The 25,268-nt window shown below is 67.9% G+C and carries 22 protein-coding genes; 17 read left to right on the plus strand and 5 right to left on the minus strand.

Annotated features, from left to right (window positions below; genetic code table 11):
• From ACIQ09_RS10585 to ACIQ09_RS10645, 13 genes are all read left to right on the plus strand, one after another.
• A partial coding sequence (locus tag ACIQ09_RS10585; RefSeq protein WP_398308998.1) for an NAD(P)/FAD-dependent oxidoreductase occupies positions 1–1,097 on the plus strand: 1,097 nt, incomplete at its 5' end.
• Positions 1,097–2,152 carry a YeeE/YedE family protein gene (locus ACIQ09_RS10590; RefSeq protein WP_398309001.1) on the plus strand — a complete coding sequence of 352 codons (1,056 nt, stop codon included), beginning with the start codon at positions 1,097–1,099 and terminating at the stop codon, positions 2,150–2,152. The genes ACIQ09_RS10585 and ACIQ09_RS10590, both read left to right, overlap by 1 nt.
• The gene (locus ACIQ09_RS10595; RefSeq protein WP_398309004.1) at positions 2,149–3,492 is read left to right on the plus strand and encodes an FAD-dependent oxidoreductase; all 1,344 of its coding nucleotides are present in this window, start codon (positions 2,149–2,151) and stop codon (positions 3,490–3,492) included. Before ACIQ09_RS10590 ends, ACIQ09_RS10595 begins: the two co-directional genes overlap by 4 nt.
• A gap of 16 nt (positions 3,493–3,508) precedes the next feature.
• A complete protein-coding gene (locus ACIQ09_RS10600; RefSeq protein ID WP_398309007.1) occupies positions 3,509–3,988 on the plus strand; it encodes a thiosulfate oxidation carrier protein SoxY in 480 nt (159 codons plus the stop codon).
• A gap of 12 nt (positions 3,989–4,000) precedes the next feature.
• Positions 4,001–4,327: a thiosulfate oxidation carrier complex protein SoxZ gene (locus ACIQ09_RS10605; RefSeq protein ID WP_398309010.1), complete on the plus strand. Its 327-nt coding sequence runs from the start codon at positions 4,001–4,003 to the stop codon at positions 4,325–4,327.
• A gap of 135 nt (positions 4,328–4,462) precedes the next feature.
• Complete coding sequence (locus ACIQ09_RS10610) at positions 4,463–5,176, plus strand: CerR family C-terminal domain-containing protein (RefSeq protein WP_398309012.1); 714 nt, start codon at positions 4,463–4,465, stop codon at positions 5,174–5,176.
• Positions 5,176–6,615, plus strand: coding sequence for an efflux transporter outer membrane subunit (locus tag ACIQ09_RS10615; RefSeq protein ID WP_398309015.1), 1,440 nt, complete (start codon positions 5,176–5,178; stop codon positions 6,613–6,615). Before ACIQ09_RS10610 ends, ACIQ09_RS10615 begins: the two co-directional genes overlap by 1 nt.
• On the plus strand, positions 6,612–7,766 hold the full coding sequence (locus ACIQ09_RS10620) for an efflux RND transporter periplasmic adaptor subunit (RefSeq protein ID WP_398309018.1): 1,155 nt from the start codon (positions 6,612–6,614) through the stop codon (positions 7,764–7,766). Before ACIQ09_RS10615 ends, ACIQ09_RS10620 begins: the two co-directional genes overlap by 4 nt.
• Positions 7,767–7,773: 7 nt before the next feature.
• Entirely contained in the window at positions 7,774–10,887 is a 3,114-nt protein-coding gene (locus ACIQ09_RS10625; protein ID WP_398309021.1) for an efflux RND transporter permease subunit, read from the plus strand.
• A 75-nt stretch (positions 10,888–10,962) separates the two neighbouring features.
• The gene (locus ACIQ09_RS10630; protein WP_296407990.1) at positions 10,963–11,271 is read left to right on the plus strand and encodes a YqjD family protein; all 309 of its coding nucleotides are present in this window, start codon (positions 10,963–10,965) and stop codon (positions 11,269–11,271) included.
• A gap of 15 nt (positions 11,272–11,286) precedes the next feature.
• Positions 11,287–11,670 carry a phage holin family protein gene (locus tag ACIQ09_RS10635; RefSeq protein ID WP_296407987.1) on the plus strand — a complete coding sequence of 128 codons (384 nt, stop codon included), beginning with the start codon at positions 11,287–11,289 and terminating at the stop codon, positions 11,668–11,670.
• Positions 11,667–11,951 carry a YqjK-like family protein gene (locus tag ACIQ09_RS10640; protein WP_374499244.1) on the plus strand — a complete coding sequence of 95 codons (285 nt, stop codon included), beginning with the start codon at positions 11,667–11,669 and terminating at the stop codon, positions 11,949–11,951. Before ACIQ09_RS10635 ends, ACIQ09_RS10640 begins: the two co-directional genes overlap by 4 nt.
• A gap of 16 nt (positions 11,952–11,967) precedes the next feature.
• Complete coding sequence (locus ACIQ09_RS10645; protein ID WP_398309026.1) at positions 11,968–12,525, plus strand: hypoxanthine-guanine phosphoribosyltransferase; 558 nt, start codon at positions 11,968–11,970, stop codon at positions 12,523–12,525.
• 3 nt (positions 12,526–12,528) lie between these two features.
• Here the strand turns inward: ACIQ09_RS10645 and ACIQ09_RS10650 are convergent, their stop codons facing one another.
• From ACIQ09_RS10650 to ACIQ09_RS10665, 4 genes are read right to left on the minus strand one after another with little or no spacing between them, the layout of a single operon-like run.
• Positions 12,529–12,843, minus strand: a complete 315-nt coding sequence (locus tag ACIQ09_RS10650; protein WP_398309029.1) for a plastocyanin/azurin family copper-binding protein — start codon at positions 12,841–12,843, stop codon at positions 12,529–12,531.
• Positions 12,844–12,849: 6 nt separating this feature from the next.
• Positions 12,850–13,710 carry an ethylbenzene dehydrogenase-related protein gene (locus ACIQ09_RS10655; protein WP_398309032.1) on the minus strand — a complete coding sequence of 287 codons (861 nt, stop codon included), beginning with the start codon at positions 13,708–13,710 and terminating at the stop codon, positions 12,850–12,852.
• Between the two features lie 38 nt (positions 13,711–13,748).
• Positions 13,749–14,354, minus strand: coding sequence for a NapC/NirT family cytochrome c (locus ACIQ09_RS10660; protein WP_398309035.1), 606 nt, complete (start codon positions 14,352–14,354; stop codon positions 13,749–13,751).
• A gap of 60 nt (positions 14,355–14,414) precedes the next feature.
• The gene (locus ACIQ09_RS10665) at positions 14,415–16,097 is read right to left on the minus strand and encodes a cytochrome D1 domain-containing protein (RefSeq protein ID WP_398309038.1); all 1,683 of its coding nucleotides are present in this window, start codon (positions 16,095–16,097) and stop codon (positions 14,415–14,417) included.
• Positions 16,098–16,409: 312 nt separating this feature from the next.
• Between ACIQ09_RS10665 and cobA the strand changes: the two genes are divergently transcribed.
• Positions 16,410–17,192, plus strand: coding sequence for a uroporphyrinogen-III C-methyltransferase (gene cobA / locus ACIQ09_RS10670; protein ID WP_398309079.1), 783 nt, complete (start codon positions 16,410–16,412; stop codon positions 17,190–17,192).
• Between the two features lie 120 nt (positions 17,193–17,312).
• On the opposite strand, the gene ACIQ09_RS10675 is transcribed toward cobA, so the two are convergent.
• A complete protein-coding gene (locus ACIQ09_RS10675; protein ID WP_398309041.1) occupies positions 17,313–17,750 on the minus strand; it encodes a hypothetical protein in 438 nt (145 codons plus the stop codon).
• Between the two features lie 504 nt (positions 17,751–18,254).
• Between ACIQ09_RS10675 and ACIQ09_RS10680 the strand changes: the two genes are divergently transcribed.
• From ACIQ09_RS10680 to ACIQ09_RS10690, 3 genes are all read left to right on the plus strand, one after another.
• A complete protein-coding gene (locus ACIQ09_RS10680) occupies positions 18,255–21,635 on the plus strand; it encodes a DUF2126 domain-containing protein (RefSeq protein WP_398309044.1) in 3,381 nt (1,126 codons plus the stop codon).
• Positions 21,636–21,754: 119 nt separating this feature from the next.
• Positions 21,755–24,280, plus strand: coding sequence for a circularly permuted type 2 ATP-grasp protein (locus ACIQ09_RS10685; RefSeq protein WP_398309047.1), 2,526 nt, complete (start codon positions 21,755–21,757; stop codon positions 24,278–24,280).
• Positions 24,281–24,287: 7 nt separating this feature from the next.
• Entirely contained in the window at positions 24,288–25,229 is a 942-nt protein-coding gene (locus ACIQ09_RS10690) for a transglutaminase domain-containing protein (protein WP_398309049.1), read from the plus strand.
• Positions 25,230–25,268: the final 39 nt, after the last annotated feature.

The raw sequence follows: 25,268 nt of genomic DNA on the forward strand, positions 1-25,268 counted from the left end.
TGATCGAGCCCGCCCCGCGCTTTCATACCTGCCCCTTCTCGAACCTCTACCTGGCCGGCCTGCGCAGCTGGGACAGCCTCGGCCACGGCTTCGAGGGCCTGCGCGGCGCAGGGATCGAGGTCATCCATGCCCGGGCTGACGACGTGGACGCCAGCCGGCGCACCCTCCGCCTCTCCACGGGGCAGACCCTGGGCTGGGACCGGCTGGTGCTGTCCCCCGGCGTGGACATGCGCTGGGATGCCCTGGCGGGCTACGACGAAGCCGCCTCGCTGCTCGCCCCCCACGCCTGGAAGGCCGGCCCGCAGACCCTGCTCCTGCGCCGGCAGATGGAGGCGATGGCCGACGGCGGCAGCTTTGTCATGGTCATCCCGGACAACCCCTTCCGCTGCCCCCCGGGACCCTATGAGCGGGCGGCGATGGTGGCCCATTACTTCAAGCAGCACAAACCCCGATCCAAGATCCTCCTCCTCGACGCCAAGGACAATTTCTCCAAGAAGGGGCTGTTCCAGCAGGGCTGGAAGGCCCTGTACGGCGACATGATCGAGTGGGTCGGGCTCGCCGACGATGGCCGGGTGACGCGGGTGGATGCCAGGGCGCTGACGGTGGAAACCGCCTTTGGCCAGGTACACAAAGCCGCCGTGCTCAACGTGATTCCGCCCCAGAAGGCCGGCTTCATTGCCGAACGGGCCGGCGTGGTGGACGCCAGCGGCTGGGTGCCGGTCAAGGCCGAGAGCTTCGAGACCCGGCAGGTGGCCGGTATCTACGCCCTGGGCGATGCCACGCTGGCCGCGCCGATGCCCAAATCGGCCTTCGTGGCCAACACCCAGGCCAAGCTGGCCGCGGCCGCCATTGCCGCCGACCTGCTGGGCCGGGCTCCGCCGGCCGCTTTCTACGCCAACACCTGCTACAGCCTGATCGGCCCCGGTTACGGGATCTCCGTGGCGGGGGTGTACCGGGCCGAGGACGGTCGGATCATCGAGGTGCCGGGCTCCGGTGGCGTCAGCCCCGGCGATGCGGATGCCGGTTTCCGGGCGGCCGAAGCGGCCTACGGCGCGAGCTGGTATGCCGCAATCAGCGCCGACACCTGGGGCGCCTGATGATGACGCTGCTGGGAGCCGGCTTTGTACTCGGATGCGCGTTCGGGATGGCGGCGCGTCTCGGCGACTTCTGCCTGCTCCGGGGCCTCCGGCAGGCCCGCGACCAGCAGGACGATGGCCGGGCCCTGCGCGCCTGGGCCCTGGCACTGGCCGTGGCCATCGCCGCCACCCAGGGGCTGGCCTGGCTGCAGGAGATCGAACCGGCCCGGGCCCAGGTCGTTCGCAGCAGCATCGCCCTGCCCGCGGTGCTGGTGGGTGGAGCCCTGTTCGGGCTCGGCATGGTACTGGCGCGCAGTTGCGGTGCCCGCGCCCTGGTATTGCTGGCAGGCGGCAACCTGCGTGCCCTGGTCGTGCTGGCCAGCCTCGGACTGGCCGCGCAGGCCACCCTGACCGGCATCCTCGCGCCGCTGCGCCAGACCCTCCAGGGCTTCGGGCAGCTACAACTGGAAGCCGGGACCCTGCCGGCGCAACTACAGCTGGCGGGGATGAGCGCCACACCAGCCATACTGCTCGCGGCGCTGCCACCCATCGCCGTGCTGCTGTGGTTCGCGCTGCGCCAACCGGGCCTGCGCCGGGCCCCACGGGAGGCCGCCGCCGCCAGTCTGATCGGCGCGCTGGTGGCGCTGGGCTGGTGGCTCACGTCCCATGTGGATGTGGACCCCTTCGATCCGGCAGCCCCCACCTCCCTGAGCTTCATCGGCCCGGTGGCCGAGAGCTTTCTGTATCTGCAGCTGGCCGTGGGGCGTGACCTGAACCTGGGGCCGGTGATGGTGCTGGGCACGCTGGCCGGTGCCGGTGGCGTCGCCCTGGTCACCCGTTCCTTCAAGCTGGCGGGCTTCGACAGCCCGCAGCGCCTGCTGGCATCCCTGGCCGGCGGCAGCCTGATGGGCTTTGGCGGCGTACTGGCGGTGGGCTGCTCCATCGGCCAGGGCCTGTCCGGCCTGTCCACCCTGGCCCTGGCCAGCATTCCGGCCTGTCTCGGCATCGTGCTGGGCTGCCACATCGGCCTGGCGGCCGAAAATTCGATCCACTCCCTGAGGGGGCATACACCATGAATCGTCGCAACTTCCTGATCACTCCGCCCGCCATGGCCCTCGCCCTGGGCCTGGGCAGCACGCCGCTGCAGTCGCTGGCCGCCCCGGCCATCCTCACCCCCGCCTCGCGCATCCTGCCCCGCGAGGGCAAGAAGCCGCGCATCGTCATCTGTGGCGGCGGCTGGGGCGGCATGACCGCGGCGCGCTACCTGCGCGAGCTCATCCCGAACTCCGACGTGGTGCTGCTGGAGCGCAACCCCACCTTCTGGTCCGGCCCCATGAGCAACAAGTGGCTGATCGACATCGTGAACACCGATTTCGTGAACCACGACATGCAGCGCCCGGCCAACCGCTACGGCTACACCCTGCTGCAGACCGAGGTGATGGGCTTCGAGCGCGACCGCAAGCTGGTGCGCACGGCCCACGGCCTGATCGAATATGACTTCCTGATCCTCTCCGGCGGCATCCGCAATGCCTACGAGGCCTGGTTCGGCAACGATCAGCGGGCCATCGACCACACCCGCACCCACTTCCCGTCGGCCTACATCCCCAACGCCGAGATGTTCGCCCTCAAGCGCAAGATCCAGGAGTTCAAGGGTGGCACCCTGGTCATGACCCTGCCCCCGCCGCCCCATCGCTGCCCGCCGTCGCCCTATGAGCGGGCCTGTCTGATCGCCTGGCACATCAAGAAGAACCGCATCCCGGGCAAGATCCTGATCCTCGATCCGAAGCCGAAGGTCGCCCCCATCCACATGGGTTACCAGACCGCCTTCCGCGAGCTCTACCCGGACATCATCACCCACGTGCCCAACGCCCGGGTGCAGGAGCTGGATCCGTTCAACAAGCGCATCAAGACCAGCGCCGGCGAGTTCAGGTTCGACGACGCGATCCTGATGCCGCCCCACCAGGCCGCCGAGATGGTGTGGCAGGCCGACCTGATCGGCAAGGACGCCAACGGCAAGCCCACCGGCTGGGCCGACATGCACCCGCGCCTCTTCCACGCCCACAGCGACGACAGCGTGTACTTCGTCGGTGACCTGATGGGCGCCATCTCCGACCAGTTCGGCCACTACCCGAAGAGTGGCCACGTGGCCAACTACGTCGGCCGCATCGTGGCGCGGAACATCGCCGAGCGCGTGTCCGGCAAGGAAGTCGTTGCGCGCCTGCCCGACAACCTGTGCTACATGATGGTCAACGCCGAGCCCCAGGAAGAGATTTCGGTCAAGTTCGAGTACGAGGTCGATCCCGCCTCGGGCAAGGTCATCCAGACCCAGATCGACATGGACGTTCGCACCGAAGACCTGGTTAAGGAAGACTTCGCCTGGATCAAAGAGAAGTTCAGCGACTTCCTGGCTATCTGAACAGGTGATACGCAGCATGAAACGACGTGATTTCGTGACCCGCAGCGCGGCGCTGGGTGGCGCCCTGGTGCTGCCCGGCAGCCTTGCCCAGGCCCAGTCGAAACCGGCCGCCGCCGCCCCCCTGGCGCCCAACCCGGCCGAGTTCAAGCGCGCCATGGCGGAATTCGTGGGCACCGCCAGGCCGGTCGAAGGGGGGCTCAAGCTGGAGCTTCCGGTGCTGGCCGACAACCCCGGCGCGGTGCCCGTGCATGTATGGGTGACCCTGCCGATCACGGAAAGCCACTACTGCAGGGAGCTCATCGTGCTGGCCGAGCTGAACCCCTCGCCCGTGGCCTGCCGCTTCCGCTTCTCGCCGGCGGCGGGCACCGCGGAAGCCGCCGTCCGCCTGCGTCTGAGCCAGACCCAGACCATCCACGCCCTGGCCCGGATGAGTGACGGCAAGGTGCTCGCCACCCAGCAGGCCATCACCGTGGCGGCCAGTGGCTGCGGCATGTAAGGAGGCACCCGAATGGCAAAACCACCCCGCATCTGGGTCAGCAACGCCAAGCCCGCCCGGGGCGAGATCGTGCGTGTGCGCGCCCAGATCGAGCATCAGATGGAAAGCGGCCTGCGCAGCGATGAAGCAGGCAGGCTGCGGCCGCGCAACATCGTCAGGAAGTTTGAAGCCCGTCTCGGGCAGACCCTGCTGTTTACCTGGGAACCGGGGATCAGCATCGCCCAGAACCCCTACATCGAGTTCACCTTCGCCGCCCGGGAGAGCGGCGAGCTGGTGATGGTGTGGACCGACGAGAAGGACCCGCCCCTCGAGGCACGCAAGACCATCACCCTGTCCTGAAACAGGGCGCAGCGCGGAGGCGGGCGGACGTGCCAGCCCCCGCGGCGCGCCGCAGGCCTTGACCCGGTTCAGTCAATCGACTAACTTAAGTCAGTCGATTGACTGAACCCGCCCTGCATGGCGGCGCAAGTGCCCATGAACGTTCCTCCCCCGCCCAGCCACACCCCCATCCGCAGTGACGGCACGCTGGCACGGCGGCGCCTGCTGGAAGCGGCGCTGCAGCTGTTTGCCGACAAGGGCTACCAGAAGACCTCGACCCGCGAGATCGCCGATGCGGCGGGGGTGAACCTGGGCTCCATCAGCTACTACTTTGGCGACAAGCCGGGCCTCTACCGGGCAGTGTTCTGCGAATCCTTCTGCGACGCCACAGCCGCGCCGGACATCCTGCAGGCCCGGGACTGCCTGCCCGACCCCACGACCACCGCACTCGACCCGGATGCCGCGCTGGCGGCCTTCTTCTTCAACTTCCTGCACCCCCTCAAGCAGGGAGCCTTGATCCGCCTGGTGATGCGCCTGCACTTCCGCGAGCTGGTGGAGCCCAGCGGGGTGATGGGCACCGAGATGGACGACGATCTGGCCGATCTCTTCCGCAACATGAGCCGGCTGATCAGCCGGCGCCTCGGCCTGGACGCCCCCGACACCGACACCGACACCCTGCGCCTGACCCACGCCGTGCTCGGCATGGCCATGCACTTCTTCGTCGCCCAGGATCTGGTTGACCAGGTCAGCCCCGAACTGGTCGCCAAGCCCGAATCCATCGATGTGCTGGCCGAACGCCTTGCCGCCTGGGCGGCCGGGATGATCGATTCCGAAGCACGCCGCCGCCAGCCCCCTGGAGAGCTCGTCTGATGCGCCACCTCTACCTTCTCAGCCTGCTGCTGGCTCTGCCCGCCTGCTCCCTGCTGCCCCGGGTCGGCCCCGACTACCAGCCCGCCCCCCTGGCCGCCCCCACCGGCTGGCACGCCCCCCTGCCCCACGACGGCAAGCTCGGCACCCTCAACGACTGGTGGCGGCAACTGGATGACCCCGCCCTGTCCGGCCTGATCGACGCCGCCCAGCGCGAAAGCGCCACCCTGGCCCAAGCCCGCGCCCGCATCGCCCAGGCCCGCTCCGATGCGGTGGCCGCCGGCGTGGCTGGGATGCCGACGGTGGATGGCAGCCTCGCCGCCAAGCGCGCCGCCTTCACCTTCGGCGCCCCCACCACCTTCCAGACCACCCGCCAGGCCTCGCTGATGGCCAATTGGGAGATCGACCTGTTCGGCGGCATCGCCCGGAGCCAGGAAGCCGCGGAGGCCCGCCTCGCCGCCACCCAGGCGCGCTGGCACGAAGCCCGCGTGTCGGTGGCCGCCGAAACGGCCAATGCCTACCTGCAACTGCGCTACCAGGAACGCCGGCTGGCCCAGGCCGAAGCCGATGCCAGTTCCCGGGCCGAGACGGCACGCCTCATCGACACCCTCGGCCGCGCCGGCCTCAGCGCCCCGGCCCAGGTGGCCCTGGCCGCCGCCAGCGCCGCCGACGCCGCCGCCGCCCTGACCGAACTGCGCGCCGGACGTGAGCAGCAGATCAAGGCCCTGGTGGCGCTCACCGGCCTGGACGAGACCGCCCTGCGCAACCAGCTGAAGACCGCCGACGGGCGCTTCCCGCACCCGGCCGCCTTTGCCATCGAAGCCCTGCCGGCCAGCCTGCTGGCCCAACGCCCCGACGTGGCCGCCGCCGAACGCGACCTGGCCGCCGCCAGCGCCGCCATCGGCAGCGCCAAGGCCTCGCGCTATCCGCGCCTCAGCCTGAGCGGCTTCATCACCCCGCTGCGCCTCAACACCAACGGCGACCGCATGTCGGCCACCACCTGGTCCATCGGCCCGACCCTGTCCATGCCCCTGCTCGACGGCGGTCGCATCGGCGCCCGGGTGGAAGCGGCCGAAGCCGACTACGCCGCCGCCGCCGCGGCCTACCGCCAGAAGGCGCGCGACGCCGTCGCCGAGGTGGAGCAGGCCCTGGTGCGCCTGGACGCCGCAACCGCCCGGGAAGCCGACGTACGCCGCGCCGCCCGGGATTACCGGGTGGCCTTCACGGCCACCGAGGCGCGCCAGCGCGCCGGCTTTGCCAGCCTGATGGAACTCGAGGAATCCCGCCGCACCCTGCTCGCCGCCGACACCACCCTGGCCGGCTGGGAGCAGGAACGCGTCGCCGCCTGGGTCGCCCTGTACCGGGCGGTCGGTGGCGGCTGGCCGTCGGCCGATCCTTCACCCTCTTCCCCCCAAGCCGCCCTCTCCGGAGACGCCCGATGATCGCCGCCAGCCGCACCCTTCTCGCCCTTGCCGGCCTCACCTGCCTGGCCGCCTGCTCGTCCGGCGAGGATGCCCCCGCCGCTCCGGCTGCGACCGCAACACCGGCGAGCCCGGCCAAACCGGCCCTGACGGTTACCGTCGCCAGCCCCGAGAGCCGCGACATGGAACGCCGCCTGACCGCCAACGGCAGCATCGCCGCCTGGCAGGAAGCCTCCCTGGGCGCCGAATCCGGCGGCCTGCGCCTGATCGACGTGAAGGTGAACGTGGGTGCCCGCGTGAAGCGCGGCGAGCTGCTCGCCGAGTTCGCCGCCGACATCCCCGTGGCCGACCAGGCCCAGGCCCGCGCGGCCCTGGCCGAGGCCGAGGCCGCCCTGCAGGAGGCCCGCGGCAACGCCGGTCGGGCCCGCAGCGTGGATGGCACCGGTGCCCTCAGCGCCCAGCAGCTGCAGCAATACCTCACCGCCGAAGCCGCCGCCGACGCCCGGGTGAAGGCCGCCCGGGCCAGCCTGGCCGCCGCCGACCTGCGCCTGCGCCACACCAAGGTCCTGGCCAGCGACGACGGCGTGATCTCCTTCCGCGCCCCGGCCGCCACCCTTGGCGCCGTGGTGCCCCAGGGCCAGGAGCTGTTCCGCCTGATCCGCCAACATCGCCTGGAATGGCGCGCCGACGTACCCGCCGCCGAGCTGGCCCGGGTGCACGCCGGCCAGAAGGTGCGCATCACCGCACCGGGCGGCAGCCAGGTCACCGGCAGCGTCCGCACCGTGGCCCCCACCGTGGACACCCAGACCCGCAACGCGCTGGTGTACGTGGACCTGCCCGCCGGTGCCGGCAATGGCGCCGAGGCCGCCTTCAAGGCCGGCATGTTCGCCCGCGGCGATTTTGCCCTGGGCCAGTCCCGCGGCCTGACCCTGCCGCGCCAGGCCGTGGCCATGCGCGACGGCTTCAACCACGTCTTCCTGGTCGGCGCCGACAACCGCGTCACCCAGGCCAAGGTCGAAGTCGGCTATCGGGACGCGGAGCGGGTCGAGATCCTCTCCGGCATCAAGCCCGACGCCCGCGTGGTGGCCAGCGGCGCCGGCTTCCTCAACGACGGCGACCTGGTCCAGGTAGTGCCGCCGAGCGTCCAGGCCCTCGCCCCGACCACCCGCTGAGCGCGCCATGAACTTCTCCGCCCTCTCCATCCGCAACCCCATCCCGGCGATCCTTCTGTTCGCCCTGCTCACCCTGGCCGGCCTGCTGGCCTTCCGGGGCTCCGGCATCCAGGATTTTCCGGACATCGAACTGCCGGTGGTCACGGTCAGCGCCAGCCTGCCCGGCGCCGCCCCCGGCACCCTGGAAACCGAGGTCGCCCGCAAGCTGGAGAACAGCATTGCGACCCTGGCCCAGATCAAGAAGATGTACACCACCATCCTCGACGGGGAGGTGAGCATCTCCATCGAGTTCGAGCTGGAAAAGAACGCCAACGAGGCCGAGACCGAGGTGCGCGCCGCCGTCAGCCGGGTGCGCTCCGACCTGCCCGCCGACGTGCGCGACCCAGTGGTGGCCAAGATCCTTACCGCCGGTCGGCCCCTGGGCGCCTGGACCCTCACCTCCGACACCCTCGACGAGGAGGCCCTGAGCTGGCTGGTGGACGACACCGTGACCCGCCGCCTGCTGGCGGTGAAGGGCGTTGGCGCCGTCAAGCGCATGGGCGGCCTGACCCGCGAGCTGCGCGTGGAGCTGGACGCCGAGCGCATGGCGGCCCTGGGGGTCAGCGCTGCGGACGTGTCACGCCAGCTGCGCAAGGCCCAGCTGGAAGCCCCTGGCGGCCGCGGCGACGTGGGCGGCGGCGAGCAGGCTGTGCGCACCATCGCCACCGTGGCCAGCGCCCAGGCCCTGGCGGCCATGGACATTCCCCTGCCCGGCGGGCACAGCGTGCGCCTGGAGCGCATCGCCACCATCACCGACACCACCGCCGAACGCCGCTCGGTGGCCCTGCTCGACGGCAAACCGGTGGTCGGCTTCGAGGTCTCGCGCACCCGGGGCGCCAGCGAGATCACCGTGACGGAAGGCGTGGTGAAGGCGGTGGCCGAACTGCAGGCCGCCCACCCGGAGCTGCGCTTCACCCACGCCTACGACAACGTGGCCGCCGTCCAGGAGAACTTCGACGGCTCCATGCAACTGCTCTACGAGGGAGCCCTGCTGGCCGTGCTGGTGGTGTGGTGGTTCCTGCGCGACTGGCGCGCCACCCTCGTCGCCGCCCTGGCCCTGCCCCTGTCGGTGATTCCCACCTTCCTGGGCATGTACTGGTTCGGCTTCACCCTCAACACCGTCACCCTGCTGTCCCTGGCTCTGGTGGTGGGCATCCTGGTGGACGATGCCATCGTCGAGATCGAGAACATCGCCCGCCATCTGCGCATGGGCAAGACGCCCCTGCAGGCAGCCATGGAGGCCGCCGACGAGATCGGCATGGCGGTCATCGCCACCACCTTCGCCCTGGTGGCAGTTTTTCTGCCCACCGCCTTCATGGCCGGCATCGCCGGCAAGTTTTTCAAGCAGTTCGGGTGGACCGCGGTACTCGCCATCATCGCCTCACTGGTGGTGGCACGCCTGCTCACCCCGATGATGGCCGCCTACTTCATGCGCCCGGTGGCCCACGGCGAAATGCCCGAAGGCCGCATCATGCGCACCTACATGCGCAGCATGCAGTGGTGCCTGCGCCACCGCCTCCTGACCCTGCTCGGCGCCATCGCCTTCTTTGTCGGCTCGGTGATGCTGATCCCGTTGCTGCCCACCGGCTTCGTGCCCCCCGCCGACCGGGCCCAGACCCTGGTGAATGTGGAGCTGCCCCCCGGCAGCACCCTGAAGGAGACCTGGACAGCCGCCGAAACCGCCCGCGCCGCCATCGCCACGATGCCCGACGTGAAGGCGGTGTTCAGCTCCATCGGTGGCGGCGCGGCCGGTGACGGCTTCAACCCCGGCGCGGCGGCCGAAGTGCGCCGGGCGGTGCTCACCGTCACCCTCAGCCACCGCACCGAACGCCATCGCAACCAGCAGGCCGTTGAGGTGGAGATGCGCGAGCGCCTCGGCGTGCTGCCTGGCGTGCGCGTCACCGTCGGCCCGGCTGACTCCGGGGTGAAGATGATCCTGGTGCTGAAGAGCGATGATCCGGCCGCCCTGGCCGTCGCCGCCCAGGCCGCCACCCGCGACCTGCGCACCTTGCAGGGGGTCGGCAACATCACCTCCAGCGCCAGCCTGGTGCGCCCCGAGGTGGTGCTGCGCCCCGACTTCGCCCGCGCCGCCGACCTGGGTGTGACCGCCGACGCCATCGGCGAGACGGTGCGCGTGGCCACCGCCGGCGACTACGACGTGGGCCTGGCCAAGCTCAACCTGGAGCGCCGCCAGGTGCCCATCCGGGTGCGCCTGCCCAACGCGGTGCGTGCCGACCTGGAGGCCATCGGCCGCCTCACCGTGCCGGGCAAGAACGGCCCGGTGCAGCTCGCCAACGTGGCCAGCATCAGCATGGACAGTGGCCCGGCCCAGGTGAATCGCCTGGACCGCAGCCGCAACGTGATCCTTGAGGTGGAACTCGGCCAGCGCGAGCTGGGTGAGGTTTACAACGAGGCCCTGGCCCTGCCAACGCTGCAGAACCTGCCCCCCGGCGTGCGCCTGGCCGACTCCGGCGACGCCGAGATGATGCAGGAGCTGTTCGGCAGCTTCGGCCTGGCCATGGGCATCGGCGTGCTGTGCATTTATATGGTGCTGGTGCTGCTGTTCAAGGGCTTCACCCAGCCGGTGACCATCCTGGCGGCCCTGCCCCTGGCCATCGGCGGCGCCTTCGTGGCCCTGCTGGCCACCCGCAGCAGCTTCTCCATGCCCTCGCTGATCGGCCTGCTGATGCTGATGGGTGTGGTGACGAAAAACTCGATCCTGCTCATCGAATACGCCATCGAGGCCCGTCGCGGCCGCGGTGGCGTGGAGTTGAACCGCTTCGACGCCCTGGTGGATGCCTGTCGCAAGCGCGCCCGCCCCATCGTCATGACCTCCCTGGCCATGGGTGCCGGCATGCTGCCCATCGCCATGGGCCTGGGGGCCGACCCGAGTTTCCGCGCGCCGATGGCCATCGCCGTGATCGGCGGCCTGATCAGCTCGACCCTGCTCAGCCTGCTGGTGGTGCCCGCGGTATACACCTACGTGGATGATCTGGAGGACCTGCTGGCGCGACTGTTCCAGCGTTCTCCAGCCCACATAAGGCAAGCCACCTGCATTGCCACCGGGAACAAATCGGATTAGCCTAGGTCCGGATATACAGGTGGCCGCAAACCACCGGCCCACACACCTTTCATCGCCTTTCACCTGGAGAGCACCATGAGCGAAGCACAAGCCACCAAGGACAAACTGGTTTCCGATTTCAAGGCCGTTGTAGCCGATACCGAAGAGCTGCTGAAGCTCACCGCCGGCCAGGCCGGGGACAAGGTCGCCGACGTGCGCGGCCGCCTCACCGAGAAGCTCAGCGCCGCCAAGTACAAGCTGCAGGACCTGGAAGCCGCCGTGGTCCAGAAGACCAAGGCGGCCGCCCGCGCCACCGACGACTACGTGCACGACAACCCGTGGAAGGCTGTCGGCGTGGCTGCCGGTGTCGGCTTCCTCCTCGGCCTGCTGGTCAACCGCCGCTAAGTGCCTCGCTCCCCCATGAGCGATCCCGCGCCCACGCGCCTCGGCGAGTCCCTGAAGGGGCTCGCCGATTCGGGTCTGGCCACGCTCCAGACCCGGCTCGAACTCTTCTCCGTCGAAATCAAGGAAGAAAAGCTGCGCGCCGGCGGTTTCCTGTTCGATACGGTGCTCGCCGCCCTGTTCATCGGCTTCGGCGTGATCTTTCTGATGGCCTTCCTCACCGTGCTGTTCTGGGACAGCCATCGCCTGCTGGCCCTGGGCCTGGGCACCACCGGCCTGTTCATCGCCGGCGTGTGGGCGGCCACCCGGGCGGCCGGTCGCCTGCGCTCCGGTTCGCGCCTGTTTGCTTCCAGCCTGGCCGAAATCGCCCAGGACCGGGAAGCCCTGCGCCCACGGGAATGAAACCCGAGCTCGTCGAACTGGCCCTGCGCAAGCAGCGCCTGCAGGCCCGCTGCGCCGAACAGCGCGAGGCCCTGATTCATCATGCCCAGGCCTTCACCCCCGTGTTCCGCGGCGTCGACCGGGTGGTGAACGGCGTGCTGTGGGCCCGCGACAACGCCCCCATCCTGTCCGGCCTGGCCCTGTTTCTGGTGGTCGCCCGCCCCCGAGCTGCCCTGCGCTGGGCCCGCCGCGGCTGGTTGGGCTGGCAGCTGCTGCGCCGCGCCCGCAACCTGATTCCCTGAACTTCACCGTACTGCCATGACCGTCGACCTGGAAGAAATCCGCCGCGCCCGCGAGGAAGCGGACTGCCTGTGCACCCCCGCCGAGGTGGATGCCGCCCTCAACCAGCTCGCCGCGGACATCACCGTACGCCTGCAGGACAAGAACCCGCTGGTGTACGTGGTGATGAACGGGGGGCTGATCCTGGCCGGGCGCCTGCTGCCGCGCCTGCCCTTTCCCCTCGAGCTGGCCTATCTCCACGCTACCCGCTACGGCCACGCCTTGCAGGGCACGCTGCTGGACTGGCGCGTCCGCCCCACGCAAGACCTGCGCGACCGCAATGTGCTGGTCCTCGACGACATCCTCGACGAAGGTCACACCCTGGCAGCGATCATCGATTACCTGAAACAGGAAGGCGCCCGCGAGGTGCACTCGGCAGTGCTGGTGCACAAGGTGCACGAGCGCAAGGCCTATCCGGGCATGCGCGCCGATTTTACCGGGCTGGACGTGGCCGACCGCTTCCTGTTCGGCGGTGGCATGGACTACAAGGGCTACTGGCGCAACGCACCGGGCATCTATGCCCTGAAGGGGCACTGACTTTCAGTCGCCACGCACCTCCACCACCCCCTCCATTTCCGGGTGGGGGCCGCAACGGTAGGCCTGGCGGCCGGGGCTGTCAAAGCGACGGCTCCAGCTTTCGCCAGGAAAGAGGCGCTCTGACTCGAGGGCTTCTGCCGTGAATAGCACGGAATGGCTGGCGCGCTTTTCCTGGTTGGTCCAGCGCACCGTGTCGCCCGGCTGGATGGCTACCCGGGCCGGCACAAAGCGGAAGTTCTGAATCGTGACCTCGACCGTTTCCGCCGACTGGGCGGAAACGGTCAGCATCACCATGGCAATGCCCACCAGACCACGCATCGCCGTTTACTTCGTGGCGGTGATGTCAGCCTTGGCGTCCAGACCCAGGGTGTAACCCAGGGACACGTGGTGGAAGCGGCCACTGGTGTGGTCGTCGTGGATGGCAAAGCCGAAGTTGTAGACCTTGCCGGCCTCCAGGTTCACATCACCCTCGCCACCGACGAGCTTGCGGGTGATGGTGACCGTCCAGGTGTCGCCCTTCAGGTCGCCCTTGGCTTCCACCAGGGCTTTGCCCCCTTCCATGACGCGCTTGTCGGCCACGTAGCCATCGAGGGCCTTCTCCTTGCTGCGCCACTGCACCAGGTCATAGTACTTGCCGCTGGCCAGGGATCCACCAGTGACGTACTTGGTCTTGGTGTCAGCCGCGCCGGGCATGGTCCGGGCGTCGGTGTGGCAGGTCGCCCAGCAGCCGCTCTGGCCGGCCAGTTCCACCTTGTTGGCTTCCAGCATGTAAGCCAGCTTGACCGCGTTGGCAGCATCCATCTTGGTGCCGCCCGCAGCCGCGGGTTTGGGCCAGCTGAAGCGCAGGTAGAGGTTGGCGTCGTCGTAGGCAGCCTGCACGTTGACGGCGATGGAGGGCGCCTTGCCGGCGATCGGGGTGGGCTCGAGCTTCTGACCGCTGGCCATCTTCTTGCCCATGTCGGCCACTTCCTTCTCGTGGCAGCCGGCACAGGTTTCCCCCTTCTTGAGGGCCTTGGCACCACCGTGCTCGGTGCCCTTGGTGATCCACTCCATGGGCGACACGCCCGGATAGAACACGGTGATTTTCTTGGCGGGCACCTTGGCCCAGTCCGGTGCGGCAAGGGCAGATCCGGCACCCAGTGCCAGGGCCAGGCCCGCAGCGAGAGCGGTGAAGCGGATGTTCATTTTTCAACTCCTGTGGATGTGTGGCAACGAATGGGGGCTCATTCGTCTTCTTCGGTCATGCCTTCCGGCTTCTGGTGGGCAATGCCCTTGTGGCAGTCGATACAGGTCTCGTTGTCCTTGCGGGCCATCTCGTGGGACTTCTGGGCGCGGGGTTTCTGCGACTCGGCATTCATGCCGTCGAAGCTGTGGCAGTTGCGACACTCGCGGGAGTCGGACTCCTTCATGCGGGCCCATTCGTGGCGCGCCAGTTCAAGCCGCTTGGCCTCGAACTTTTCCTTGGTGTCGATGGTGCCCATGACCTTTCCGTAGACCTCCTTGGAGGCCTGAACCTTGCGGATGATCTTGTGGGTCCAGTCCTTGGGCACATGGCAGTCGGGGCAGGTGGCACGCACCCCGGTGCGGTTCGAGTAGTGGATGGTTTTCTTGTATTCCTGATAGACGTTGTCCCGCATTTCGTGACACGAGATGCAGAAGTCCATCTGGTTGGTGGCTTCCATGGCGGTGTTGAAGCCGCCCCAGAAGATGACCCCCAGGATCATGCCGGTACCCAAGAGCCCGAGCAGGGAGTAGCGCGTACTCGGCCGGCGCAGGCGGGCCCACAGGCCGGGGCGGGTTTGGTTTTCTTCGGTGGGCGGGTTTGCCATGGTGTCGTCCTCTCGGCTGGAGGGCCGTCGGCCGGCCTCGCAGGGCCGGCCTGACGGTCGTCAGTAGATGTCGTGCTGGGTGTTGTAGACGTTGAACTTGCCGGTCGGGGTGATCATCTTCGGATCGGTGATCACCTTCTTGACCTTCAGGGTTGCGTCGTCATACACCACGATGGCGGACTGGTCGGTCTTGCCACCCCACAGGGAGATCCACACCTCCTTGCCATCGGCGCTGTATTCCGGATGCACCGCGCGCTTCACCGCCTTGGTCTCCGGCAAGCCCGAGTCCTTGGCTACGTTGAGGATGGCCTTGGGCTTGGACAGGTCGGCCATGTCCCACACGGCGACGGACTCCGCCAGATCCTTGTCCGGGTTCTGGGGCGAATCGGCCCAGAAGTGCTTCGACTTCGGGTGGGTCTTGACGAACAGGTTGCCCGGCACGTGCTTGATCTCCTGCACGACCTTCCAGTTGTTGTCCTTGTACTTGGAGAACTTCTTGTCGTCGGACGGGGTGGAGATCAGGGTCACGACATCGGCGCCCAGGTGGCCGGTGGCCCACACCGGTCCGAACTGGGGATGCACAAAGTTGGCGCCACGCCCCGGGTGGGGGATCTTGGCCACATCGACCAGGGCGGCCAGCTTGCCGGTCTTGGTGTCCACCGCGGCGATCTTGTTGGAGGCGTTGGCGGCCACCAGGAAGTAGCGCTTGGAGGCATCCCAGCCGCCGTCATGCAGGAACTTGGCGGAACCGATGGTGGTGGTCTTGAGGTTCTCGATGTCCGAGTAGTCCACCAGCAGGATCTGGCCGGTTTCCTTGATGTTGATGACCCATTCCGGCTTGGTGAAGGAGGCCACGATTGAGGCCACGCGGGGTTCCGGGTGGTATTCGCCATCGACGGTCATGCCGCGGGTGCCGACGACCTTGCGCGGCTTGAGGGTGTCGCCGTCCATGATCACGTACTGGGGCGGCCAGTAGGAGCCGGCCACCGCGTACTTGTCCTCGAAGCCCTTGAACTTGGAGGTATCCACCGAGCGGGCGTCGAAGCCGATCTTCACTTCAGCCACGACAGCGGGCTTTTCCATCCACAGGTCGATCAGGGACAGGCGGCCGTCACGGCCGATCACGTAAACGTAGCGGCCGGAGGCGGACAGACGGGAAATGTGCACCGCGTAGCCGGTCTTGACGATGCTGCGGATTTCCTTGGTATCGCCGTCGATCAGGGCAACCTCGCCGGTGTCGCGGAGCGTCACCGAGAACACGTTCTTGAGGTTGATGTTGTTCATCTGCTTCTTCGGGCGCTGCTCCACCGGCACGATGACCTTCCAGGAGTCCATGGTCTCCTTGAAGCTGTACTCGGGCGGCACATCCGGGGTTTCCTGGATGTAGCGGGCCATCAGATTGATTTCTTCCTTGGTCAGGATGTCGTCGAAGTTGACCATCCCGCCTTCGGTGCCATAGCCGATGATCTTTTCGAGACGGCCGGTGCCGAGTTTGGTGGTGCCGCCTTCCAGCTTGGTCCCGTCCTTGAGGGTCTTGGTCCAGTGGGGCTCCAGGTTCTTACCGGTAGCACCCTTGCGCAGCACACCGTGACAGCCGGCGCAGCGCTCGAAGTAGATCTTCTTCGCCTGTGCCTTCTCGTCTGCCGAGAGGGCCCCGCCCTCTTGCGCAAACGCACTGCTGATGCTCAGGGGCAGGGCGGCCAGGGCGAACAGGCCCGCATACCAGATTCCACGTTTTGTCATGCTTTATCTCCCTTCAAGAAACGGACGGATGGGTCTTCTTGCGGGGCGGATCATTAAGCCGGGGGGTCTGGAAGTCCTTGATTGCAGTCAATTTGCTCCAGGGGGTGAAGGCGCTACAGTCCGGGCAACCCTTAACGAGGATGCATCATGGACCGTGTGACAGACCTTTACATTTCCCGTCGCCGGCCTGGGCACGCGCCGGGCCGGCTGGCCGAGTTGGTGCATCGGATCGAGCAGCGCGCCCGTCTGCGCGACACTGGATTGCGCCCCCTATGGCGCCCTTCAGATCCCGGCCATGCCCCCCGCAGCGGGATGCGCGGGGGCACGGCCCCGGGCATGGTGGCACTGGTGGGCGCCGGCCCCGGCGACCCGGAGCTGCTGACCCTGCGCGCCGCACGCCTGATCGGCGAGGCCGACGTGCTGGTGGTCGATCACCTGGTGGGCGAGGGCGTGCTTGAGCTGGCCCGCCCGGGCACCGAGCGGATCTACGTGGGCAAGGAATCCGGCCATCACACCCTGCCCCAGGAGGACATCAACCAGCTGCTGGTGCGCCTGGCCACGGCTGGCCGGCGGGTGGTGCGCCTGAAGGGGGGCGACCCCTACATCTTCGGGCGGGGCGGCGAAGAGGTGGAGGAGCTGGTGGCCGCCGGCGTGGCCTTCGAGGTGGTGCCGGGCATCACCGCCGCCTGCGGCGTGGCTGCCTACGCCGGCATCCCCCTGACCCATCGGGACTACGCCCAGTCGGTGGTGTTTGCCACCGGCCACCGGCGCGACGGGGAATCGGCCCTGGACTGGGCCGCCCTGGCCCGGCCGCACCAGACCGCGGTGATCTACATGGGCGTCGGCCAGCTCGCCACCCACTGCGCCGCGCTGGTCGGCCACGGGCGGGCGCCCCACACCCCCGCTGCCCTCGTGGAGAACGGCACCACGGCCCGCCAGCGGGTGGTCACCGGCACCCTGGAGAGCCTGCCGGCGCGGGCCCTGGAGGCCGGCATCCGCCCCCCCGCCCTGCTGATCGTCGGCGAGGTGGTGAGCCTGGCCGGGAAGCTGGACTGGTTTTCCGTTGTTCCAACAGCACTGGCCGAGGCCGGCTGAATCGGGCGGAGGTCGGCCAGCGCCGCCGCGGCCTGTTCGGCCGTCGGGCACAGAATCACGCGTCGAGTCACCCGCGGGAACCGCCTCCTCGGGTGAAGATCTGTTCGATTGCCTCTTGGCTCAATCCTCTCGGAGGATCGGGCCTCCATTGAAAATACCAGGCGGATCAATCTTCCTGTTTTCATGAATCGCCCTGACCCGTGGATCCTCGATGAGCCACCGCAGAGTCTGGTAGCGCGTTATTCGCGCAAAGATGACCGGCACATTCTCGGTATCAACAAGTACCTCAAGCTGATGCCCGTCGTTTCTGAGATCAGTCAACAAGCCGCTCTTCAACCGTGCGTAATTCGTGCGGGCCTCCTGCTTGAGTTCCTCGTCAAGATGGTCAATCCCACGAGCATTGCGCCGCAGCGCCTCTTCTTGATGGATGTCCTCCGCCTCGAACTCAATTCCGATCTCAATCCCCTCGCCTCTTCGCGAAGCCTCAATCACCGTCTCAGTGACCTTGGCGCGTGGGTCAACAGGATGTTCCGGAGCAGGCTCGGCGAGCCCCGGCATTGGACTATGCATCCACATAGCGACCGGAAGTACAAGCAGCGCCCGACGCGCCCTCCCGTGAAGGGTGAACGTGAGCGTCTTCCCACTGGATAAGTGTGGCCTCATAACGTGAGCGTCCGTTTTCGTCTATCTGCAGGCCTATTCGCTGCGTCCAACAGCACCGCAGCAACCGGCTAACGTGCGGGTATCACGCCACCGTTTACGCACGGCTGCAAGACCCCCGCCTGTCCAAGAGTGAGTTACTGAGCTATACCACAAAGTCATACCTGCATGCTTCGCACCATTTTGGTGCTCCCGCAAGAACCAAGACAGTGCATGCACCAAGAATGGCTATGGACAGGGAGCGTTTTCCCCGCCTGGAGAAGTCCATTCGCCTCGCTCTGCCTCCAAAACGCCTCCCAACCGCAAAACACCCGCAACAGGACAGGCGTAAACCGGGTGGCGTGAAGTTTGCTAGAGGTACAAGCAAGCCTGAAACCCGCAGCCCCAAGAACGGAGTATCCCGTGACCATTCACGTTGCCCTCAATCACCTGACCTCCTACAAGTACGACCGCCCGATCAATGTGGGTCCGCAGGTCGTCCGTCTGCGTCCGGCCCCCCACAGCCGCACCCGCATCCTGTCCTACTCCCTGCGGGTGCTGCCCAAGCCGCACTTCATCAACTGGCAGCAAGACCCCCAGGCCAACTACCTGGCCCGCCTGGTATTCCCGGAGAAAGTCACCGAGTTCAGCGTGGAGGTGGATCTGGTGGCCGAGATGTCGGTCATCAACCCCTTCGACTTCTTCCTGGAGCCCGAGGCCGAGAATTTCCCCTTCGAGTACGCTGGCGCCCTCAGCCATGAGCTGGCCCCGTACCGCCTGAAGGAAGAAGCCACCCCCGAATTCCAGAAATACCTGGACACCATCCCCCGCGACAAGCTGCGCATGGTGGACTTCCTGGTCAAGATCAACGCCGACCTGCAGAAGCACATCGGCTATGTGATCCGCATGGAGCCGGGCGTGCAGACGCCGGAAGAAACCCTCGCCAAGCGCACCGGCTCGTGCCGTGACTCCGCCTGGCTGCTGGTCCAGCTGCTGCGCCACCTGGGCATGGCCGCGCGCTTCGTGTCCGGCTACCTGATCCAGCTGAAGGCCGACGTGAAGTCCCTGGACGGCCCGTCCGGCACGGAGGTGGACTTCACCGACCTGCACGCGTGGACCGAGGTGTACCTGCCCGGCGCCGGCTGGGTCGGCCTCGACCCGACCTCCGGGCTGTTTGCCGGCGAAGGCCACATCCCCCTGGCGGCCTCGCCCGACCCCTCCTCCGCCGCGCCGGTGTCCGGTCTGATCGACGAGTGCGAATGCGAGTTCGAGCACGTCATGAAGGTCACCCGCGTGAAGGAAGCGCCGCGGGTCACCAAGCCCTACACCGAAGAACAGTGGACCGAGATCGAAGCCCTCGGCCACCTCATCGACACGGACATCGAAGCCAACGACATGCGCCTGACCATGGGTGGCGAGCCGACCTTCGTGTCCATCGACGATCCGGATGGCGCCGAGTGGAACACCGAGGCCATGGGCCCCACCAAGCGCGTCCGCGCCGAGGACCTGTATCACCGCCTGCGCGACAAGTACGCCCCCTTCGGCCTGGCCCACTTCGGCCAGGGCAAGTGGTACCCGGGCGAACAGCTGCCGCGCTGGTCCCTGACCTGCTTCTGGCGCAAGGATGGTCAGCCGGTGTGGATGAATCCGGACCTCATCGGCGACGCCAGCACCCCCGGCGACGTCAAGGTGGACAAGGCCCACACTTTCCTGGCCGGCGTTGCCGCCCGCCTCGACGTGGACCAGCGCCGGGTCTTCCCGGCCTACGAGGACGCCTTTTATTACCTGTGGCGTGAACGCCGCCTGCCGGGCAACGTGGACCCCTTCGATGCCCGCCTGGACGACCCGCTGGAGCGCGACCGCATCCGCCGCGTGTATGAACACGGCCTGCCCAATCCGATCGGCTACGTGCTGCCGATCAGCCTCGACGCCTACACCGGCGCCTGGCAGACCGGGCCGTGGTTCCTGCGCGACGAGCGCTGCTACCTGATCCCTGGTGATTCCCCTCTGGGCTATCGCCTGCCCCTGGATTCCCAGCCCTGGGTGGCCAAGGGTGACTACCCTTACGTCAATCCCGTCGACAGCCACCAATCCTTCCCGCCGCTGCCCGAGTACAAGGCCATCCGCCGCCAGCTCCCCGGCGGCCAGACAGCCGTGCTCAACGCCCTCAAGGACGACGAGGCCGGCTTTGGCTCCTCTTCCGCGGCCCGCGCCGCAGCAGCCCTGAAGGCCGCCCGCGACGCCGAAAAGCTCAGCCCCACCGACCGTCAGCCCGAGATGTTCAAGTCGGCCGACTGGATCGTGCGTACCGCCATGTGCGCCGAACCGCGCAACGGCACCATGCACATCTTCATGCCGCCCCTGTCCAGCCTCGAAAAGTACCTCGAACTGGTCACCGCCATTGAAGCCACCGCCGAAGACCTCGGCATGCCGGTGGTGCTGGAAGGCTACGAGCCGCCCTCCGACCCGCGCCTGCAGCACTTCCGCATCACCCCCGACCCCGGCGTGATCGAGGTGAACATCCACCCGGCCAGCAACTGGGAAGAGCTGGTGGAGCGCACCACCCACCTCTACGAATCGGCCCACTACTCGCGCCTGACCAGCGAGAAGTTCATGGTCGATGGTCGCCACACCGGCACCGGCGGCGGCAACCACTTCGTGCTCGGCGGCGCCGTGCCCTCCGATTCGCCCTTCCTGCGGCGCCCGGACCTGCTGCGCAGCCTGATCTCCTACTGGCACAACCACCCCAGCCTGTCCTACCTGTTCTCCGGCATGTTCGTCGGCCCGACCAGCCAGGCACCGCGCATCGATGAAGCACGTAACGATTCGGTGTACGAAATCGAAACCGCCTTCCGCCAGTTCCCGAAGGTGGGCGAGAGCGTGCCGCCGTGGCTCATCGACCGCCTGCTGCGCAACCTGCTGATCGACGTCACCGGTAACACCCACCGCTCCGAGTTCTGCATCGACAAGCTCTACTCGCCGGACGGCCCCACCGGGCGCCTCGGCCTGCTTGAGCTGCGCGCCTTCGAAATGCCGCCCCATGCGCGCATGTCCCTGGCCCAGCAGCTTCTGCTGCGCGGCCTGCTGGCACGCTTCTGGGAAACCCCCTACGCACCCGAGCGCCTGGTGCGCTGGGGCACCGAGCTGCACGACCGCTTCCTGCTTCCGCATTTCGTGCAGCAGGACTTCAACGACGTCATGGAAGACATGCAGGCCCACGGCCTGCCCTTCAAGTCGGAGTGGTTTGCCCCGCACATGGAGTTCCGTTTCCCGAAGATCGGCGAGTTCGCCGTGCGCGGCATCGAGGTCGAGCTGCGCAGCGCCCTCGAACCCTGGCATGTGATGGGTGAGGAAGGCGCCATCGGCGGCACCGTGCGCTTCGTCGACTCCTCCGTCGAACGCCTGCAGGTACGTGCCACCGGCATGTCGGATGACCGCTTCCTGCTGGCCGTCAATGGCCGCACCATTCCGCTGCAACCCACCGGCACGGTGGGCGAGCATGTGGCCGGGGTGCGTTACCGGGCCTGGCAACCGCCGTCCTGCCTGCACCCGACCATTCCGCCCCACGCACCGCTGGTCTTCGACCTGGTGGATACCTGGACCGGACGCTCCCTCGGGGGCTGCCAGTATCACGTCTCCCACCCGGGCGGGCGCAGCTTCGAGACCTTCCCGGTCAACGCCTTCGAAGCCGAAAGCCGGCGCCTGGCGCGCTTCTTCCGTATGGGCCACACCCCGGGCGATCCCCAGGTGAAGGTCTCTCCGGTCGAGCGGGAATTCCCCTTCACGCTTGACCTGCGGCGCTGACCGGCACACCGCCAACACTCCTTGTGGGCGGGGGAAGTAAATCCCCCCCGCCCACAAGGAGCAGTGACCTGCGCATTTCGCCATTTCCCGAAAGTCGGCAAGAGTGTTAGTTTCTGCGGATGCCCAGCTCGATCCTTGCCCATTACCCCTACCGCCCCGACAGCTATGACGAGCTGTTCGGAGAAGACGGCGTGCGCCCCCACTGGCAGGAATTCCTCGATCACATCGACGAAGTCAGTGCCGACACCCTGAAGGCCCGTTCCGCCCAACTGTCCCGAGGCATCCAGCAGAACGGCGTCACCTATAACGTTTACGCCGACCCCCGCGGCACTGATCGCCCCTGGTCCCTCGACCTCCTGCCCCTGATCCTCCCGGCAGACGAGTGGCGCGGCATTTCCGAGGCCATCAGCCAGCGGGTCCGCCTGCTCAATGCGCTGCTGGGCGACCTCTACGGCGAGCAGACCACCCTGGCTGAAGGCCTGCTGCCCCCCGAACTGGTCCATGGGCACAAGGGCTTCCTGTGGCCCTGCAAGGGCATCCAGCCCATCGGCGACACCTACCTGCACCTCTACGCCGCCGATCTGGCGCGCTCGCCCGACGGCCAGTGGTGGGTCATCGCCGACCGCACCCAGTCTCCCTCCGGGGCCGGCTACGCCCTCGAAAACCGCCTGCTGGTGTCCCGCGCCTTCCCCGATCTGTTCCGCGACCTGCAGGTGCAGACCCTGGCCGGTTTCTTCCGCGGCCTGCAGCGCAGCCTGGGCAGCCAGGCCCCGTCCGACGGCGAGCCGCCCCTGACCGTGCTGCTCACCCCCGGCCCCTTCAACGAAACCTACTTCGAGCACGTCTACCTGGCCCGCTACCTGGGCTTCCCCCTGGTCGAGGGGCAGGATCTCACCGTACGTAACGACACCGTCTACCTGAAGACCGTCTCCGGCCTGAAGCGGGTGCACGCCATCCTGCGCCGTCTCGACGACGACTTCTGCGACCCGGTGGAGCTGCGCGCCGACTCGGCCCTGGGCATCCCCGGCCTGCTCAGCGCGGTGCGTGCCGGCCGCGTGCTGGTGGCCAACGCCCTGGGCAGCGGCCTGCTCGAATCCGCCGCCCTGCCAGGCTTCCTGCCCGGCATCTCGCGCCACCTGCTGGGCGAGGAGCTGGCCATGCCCTCCGTCGCCACCTGGTGGTGCGGCGAAGAACCGGCCCTGGCCGAGGTGATCAAGAACATAAAAGATCTGGTCATCAAGCCGACCTTCCCCGGAGGTTCCAGCGAAGTCATCTTCGGCGACCAGCTCAACGACGAACAACTGGCCGCCCTCACCCGGCGCATCGAGGCCGACCCCTCGGCCTTCGTCGCCCAGGAGCTGGTCAAGCTGTCCCGCGCCCCGGCATGGTCCGGCGGCCAGCGCCGCAAGCTGATGACCCGGGCCATGGGCCTGCGCGTGTATGCGGCAATCACCCCGGAAGGCTATAGCGTGCTGCCTGGCGGCCTGGCGCGAGTCGCCGGGATGGACAACACCCGCATCCTGACCATGCAGAAGGGTGGCAGCAGCAAGGACACCTGGGTGCTCTCCGACGGCCCGGTATCCACCTTCAGCCTGCTCCAGAACACCATCCGGGTCGATGACCTGATCGACGAGACCGGCACCCTGTCTTCGCGCCTGGCCGAAAACCTGTTCTGGTTCGGGCGCTATGGCGAGCGCTGCGACGCCGTGGCCCGCCTCGCCCGCCTCTCCCTGTCGCGACTCTCCGAAGGGCGCCGCACTGAACGGGCCGGAGCACTGTCCATGATGCTGGAGCTGGCCGCGGGGGCCGGCCTGGTGGAAAAGAACGTGGCCACCCTGCCCCTGGCCAAGGCCGAGCTGGATCTCTTCCGCGCCGTGCTCGACCGGCGCGCCGACAGCGGCCTGGCGGCCAACCTGCAACGCCTCACCTGGTGTGCCACCCAGGCCCGGGAGCACCTCTCCCTTGACCACTGGCACGCCCTCAAGCGCCTCTCAGCCGAACTTGAGAGCGCCCGCGGACGGGTCTCCGACGTCTCCGCCCTGCTCGAATTCCTCGACGAGGCCCTGACCACCTTCGTGTCCCTGTCCGGCTTCGCCATGGACAACATGACCCGCGACATGGGCTGGCGCCTGCACATCGTCGGGCGCCGCATCGAGCGCCTCGACAACCTCTCCGGCAGCCTGGCGCGCTTCCTGCGGCGCCACGTGGACATCACGGGCCCACTGCAGCGCGAGCTGGCCGTGGAAGCCCTGCTCGAGTTGTGCGACTCCATCATCACCTACCGCACCCGCTACCGCGCCCAGCCGGAGCTGCTGCCCGCCATCCACATGCTCACCATGGACGGCGCCAATCCCCATGCCCTGGCCTTCCAGGTGCGCATGCTGACCAACTACCTGCGCAACTTCGAGGTGGATGGCAGCGAACTGGGCACCGACGAGCTGGATGTCAGCTTTTCCGCCCTGCAGGATTTCCCGTGGGCCGACCTGGAGGCCGCCGGCCCCGAGAGCAAGCGGGCCGAGGCCACCCTCGAACTAGCCAATCGCCTGGACGACCTGGCCCGGGCCGGGCGCATCCTGTCCGACCGCCTGGCCATGCGCTTCTTCAGCCATGTGGGCAGTGCCGGCCAGGCCACCTTCGCCGCCTGAGGCCACCGTGCCCCCTCCCGCCATGACCCGCCGCGTTCCCTACACCATCATCCATGAAACCGAGTACGCCCCCTGCGGCGTGCCGGTTTCCCTGGCCCAGCACCTGCTGCACCTGATCCCCCGGGAGCTGCCCTGGCAGAGCCGGGAATCGGGGGTCATCACCATCGAGCCCGACCTGGCCCGCCTGACCGAGGGCGAAGACGCCTTCGGCAATCCGGTGGCCTGGCTGTCCCTCGACACCCCCCACGATGGCCTGCTGGTCAGGGCCGAAAGCCACGTCACCGTGATCCGCCGGCCGCTGCCCAAGGCCGAGGAATCACCGGAGTGGGAGAGCGTGCGCGACAGCCTGCGCTACCGGCCGGAGCCCCGTGACCCCGACACCCTGGACGCACTACGCTATCTCTACGCCTCGCCCCGCGTGCCCCGCGATACCCAGCTGGCGGAGTTTGCACTGACCGCCTTCAAACCCGGCCTACCCCTGCTGGTGGCCACCCGGGCGCTGATGGAGCTGATTTTCAAGACCTTCACCTTCGATGCCAAGGCCACCGAGGTGAGTACCCCGGTGCACGAGGTGCTGAAGAAAAAGCGCGGGGTCTGCCAGGACTTCGCCCACCTGATGATCGCCGCCCTGCGCTCGGTGGGGGTGCCGGCACGCTACATGTCGGGCTACCTGCTCACCGACCCGCCACCGGGCAAGCCGCGCCTGATCGGTGCCGACGCCTCCCACGCCTGGGTTGCGGTGTGGTGCCCGGAAAACGGCTGGGTCGAGTACGACCCGACCAACGGCATCCAGCCCGACGTGCGTCACGTCACCCTGGGCTGGGGCCGCGACTTCCAGGACGTGTCGCCCCTGCGCGGCGTGATCCTCGGCGGCCAGGCCCAGGTACCGGACGTCCGCGTCACGGTCATCCCCGACGGAGAGAAGGCGCTTCCCCGGCCGGCGGCATGAGCACCGCTCGGCCGTCCGAAGGTGCTCGTACCGCAGCCC

It is taken from the genome of Zoogloea sp., from assembly GCF_044344315.1.
Taxonomy (GTDB): domain Bacteria; phylum Pseudomonadota; class Gammaproteobacteria; order Burkholderiales; family Rhodocyclaceae; genus Zoogloea.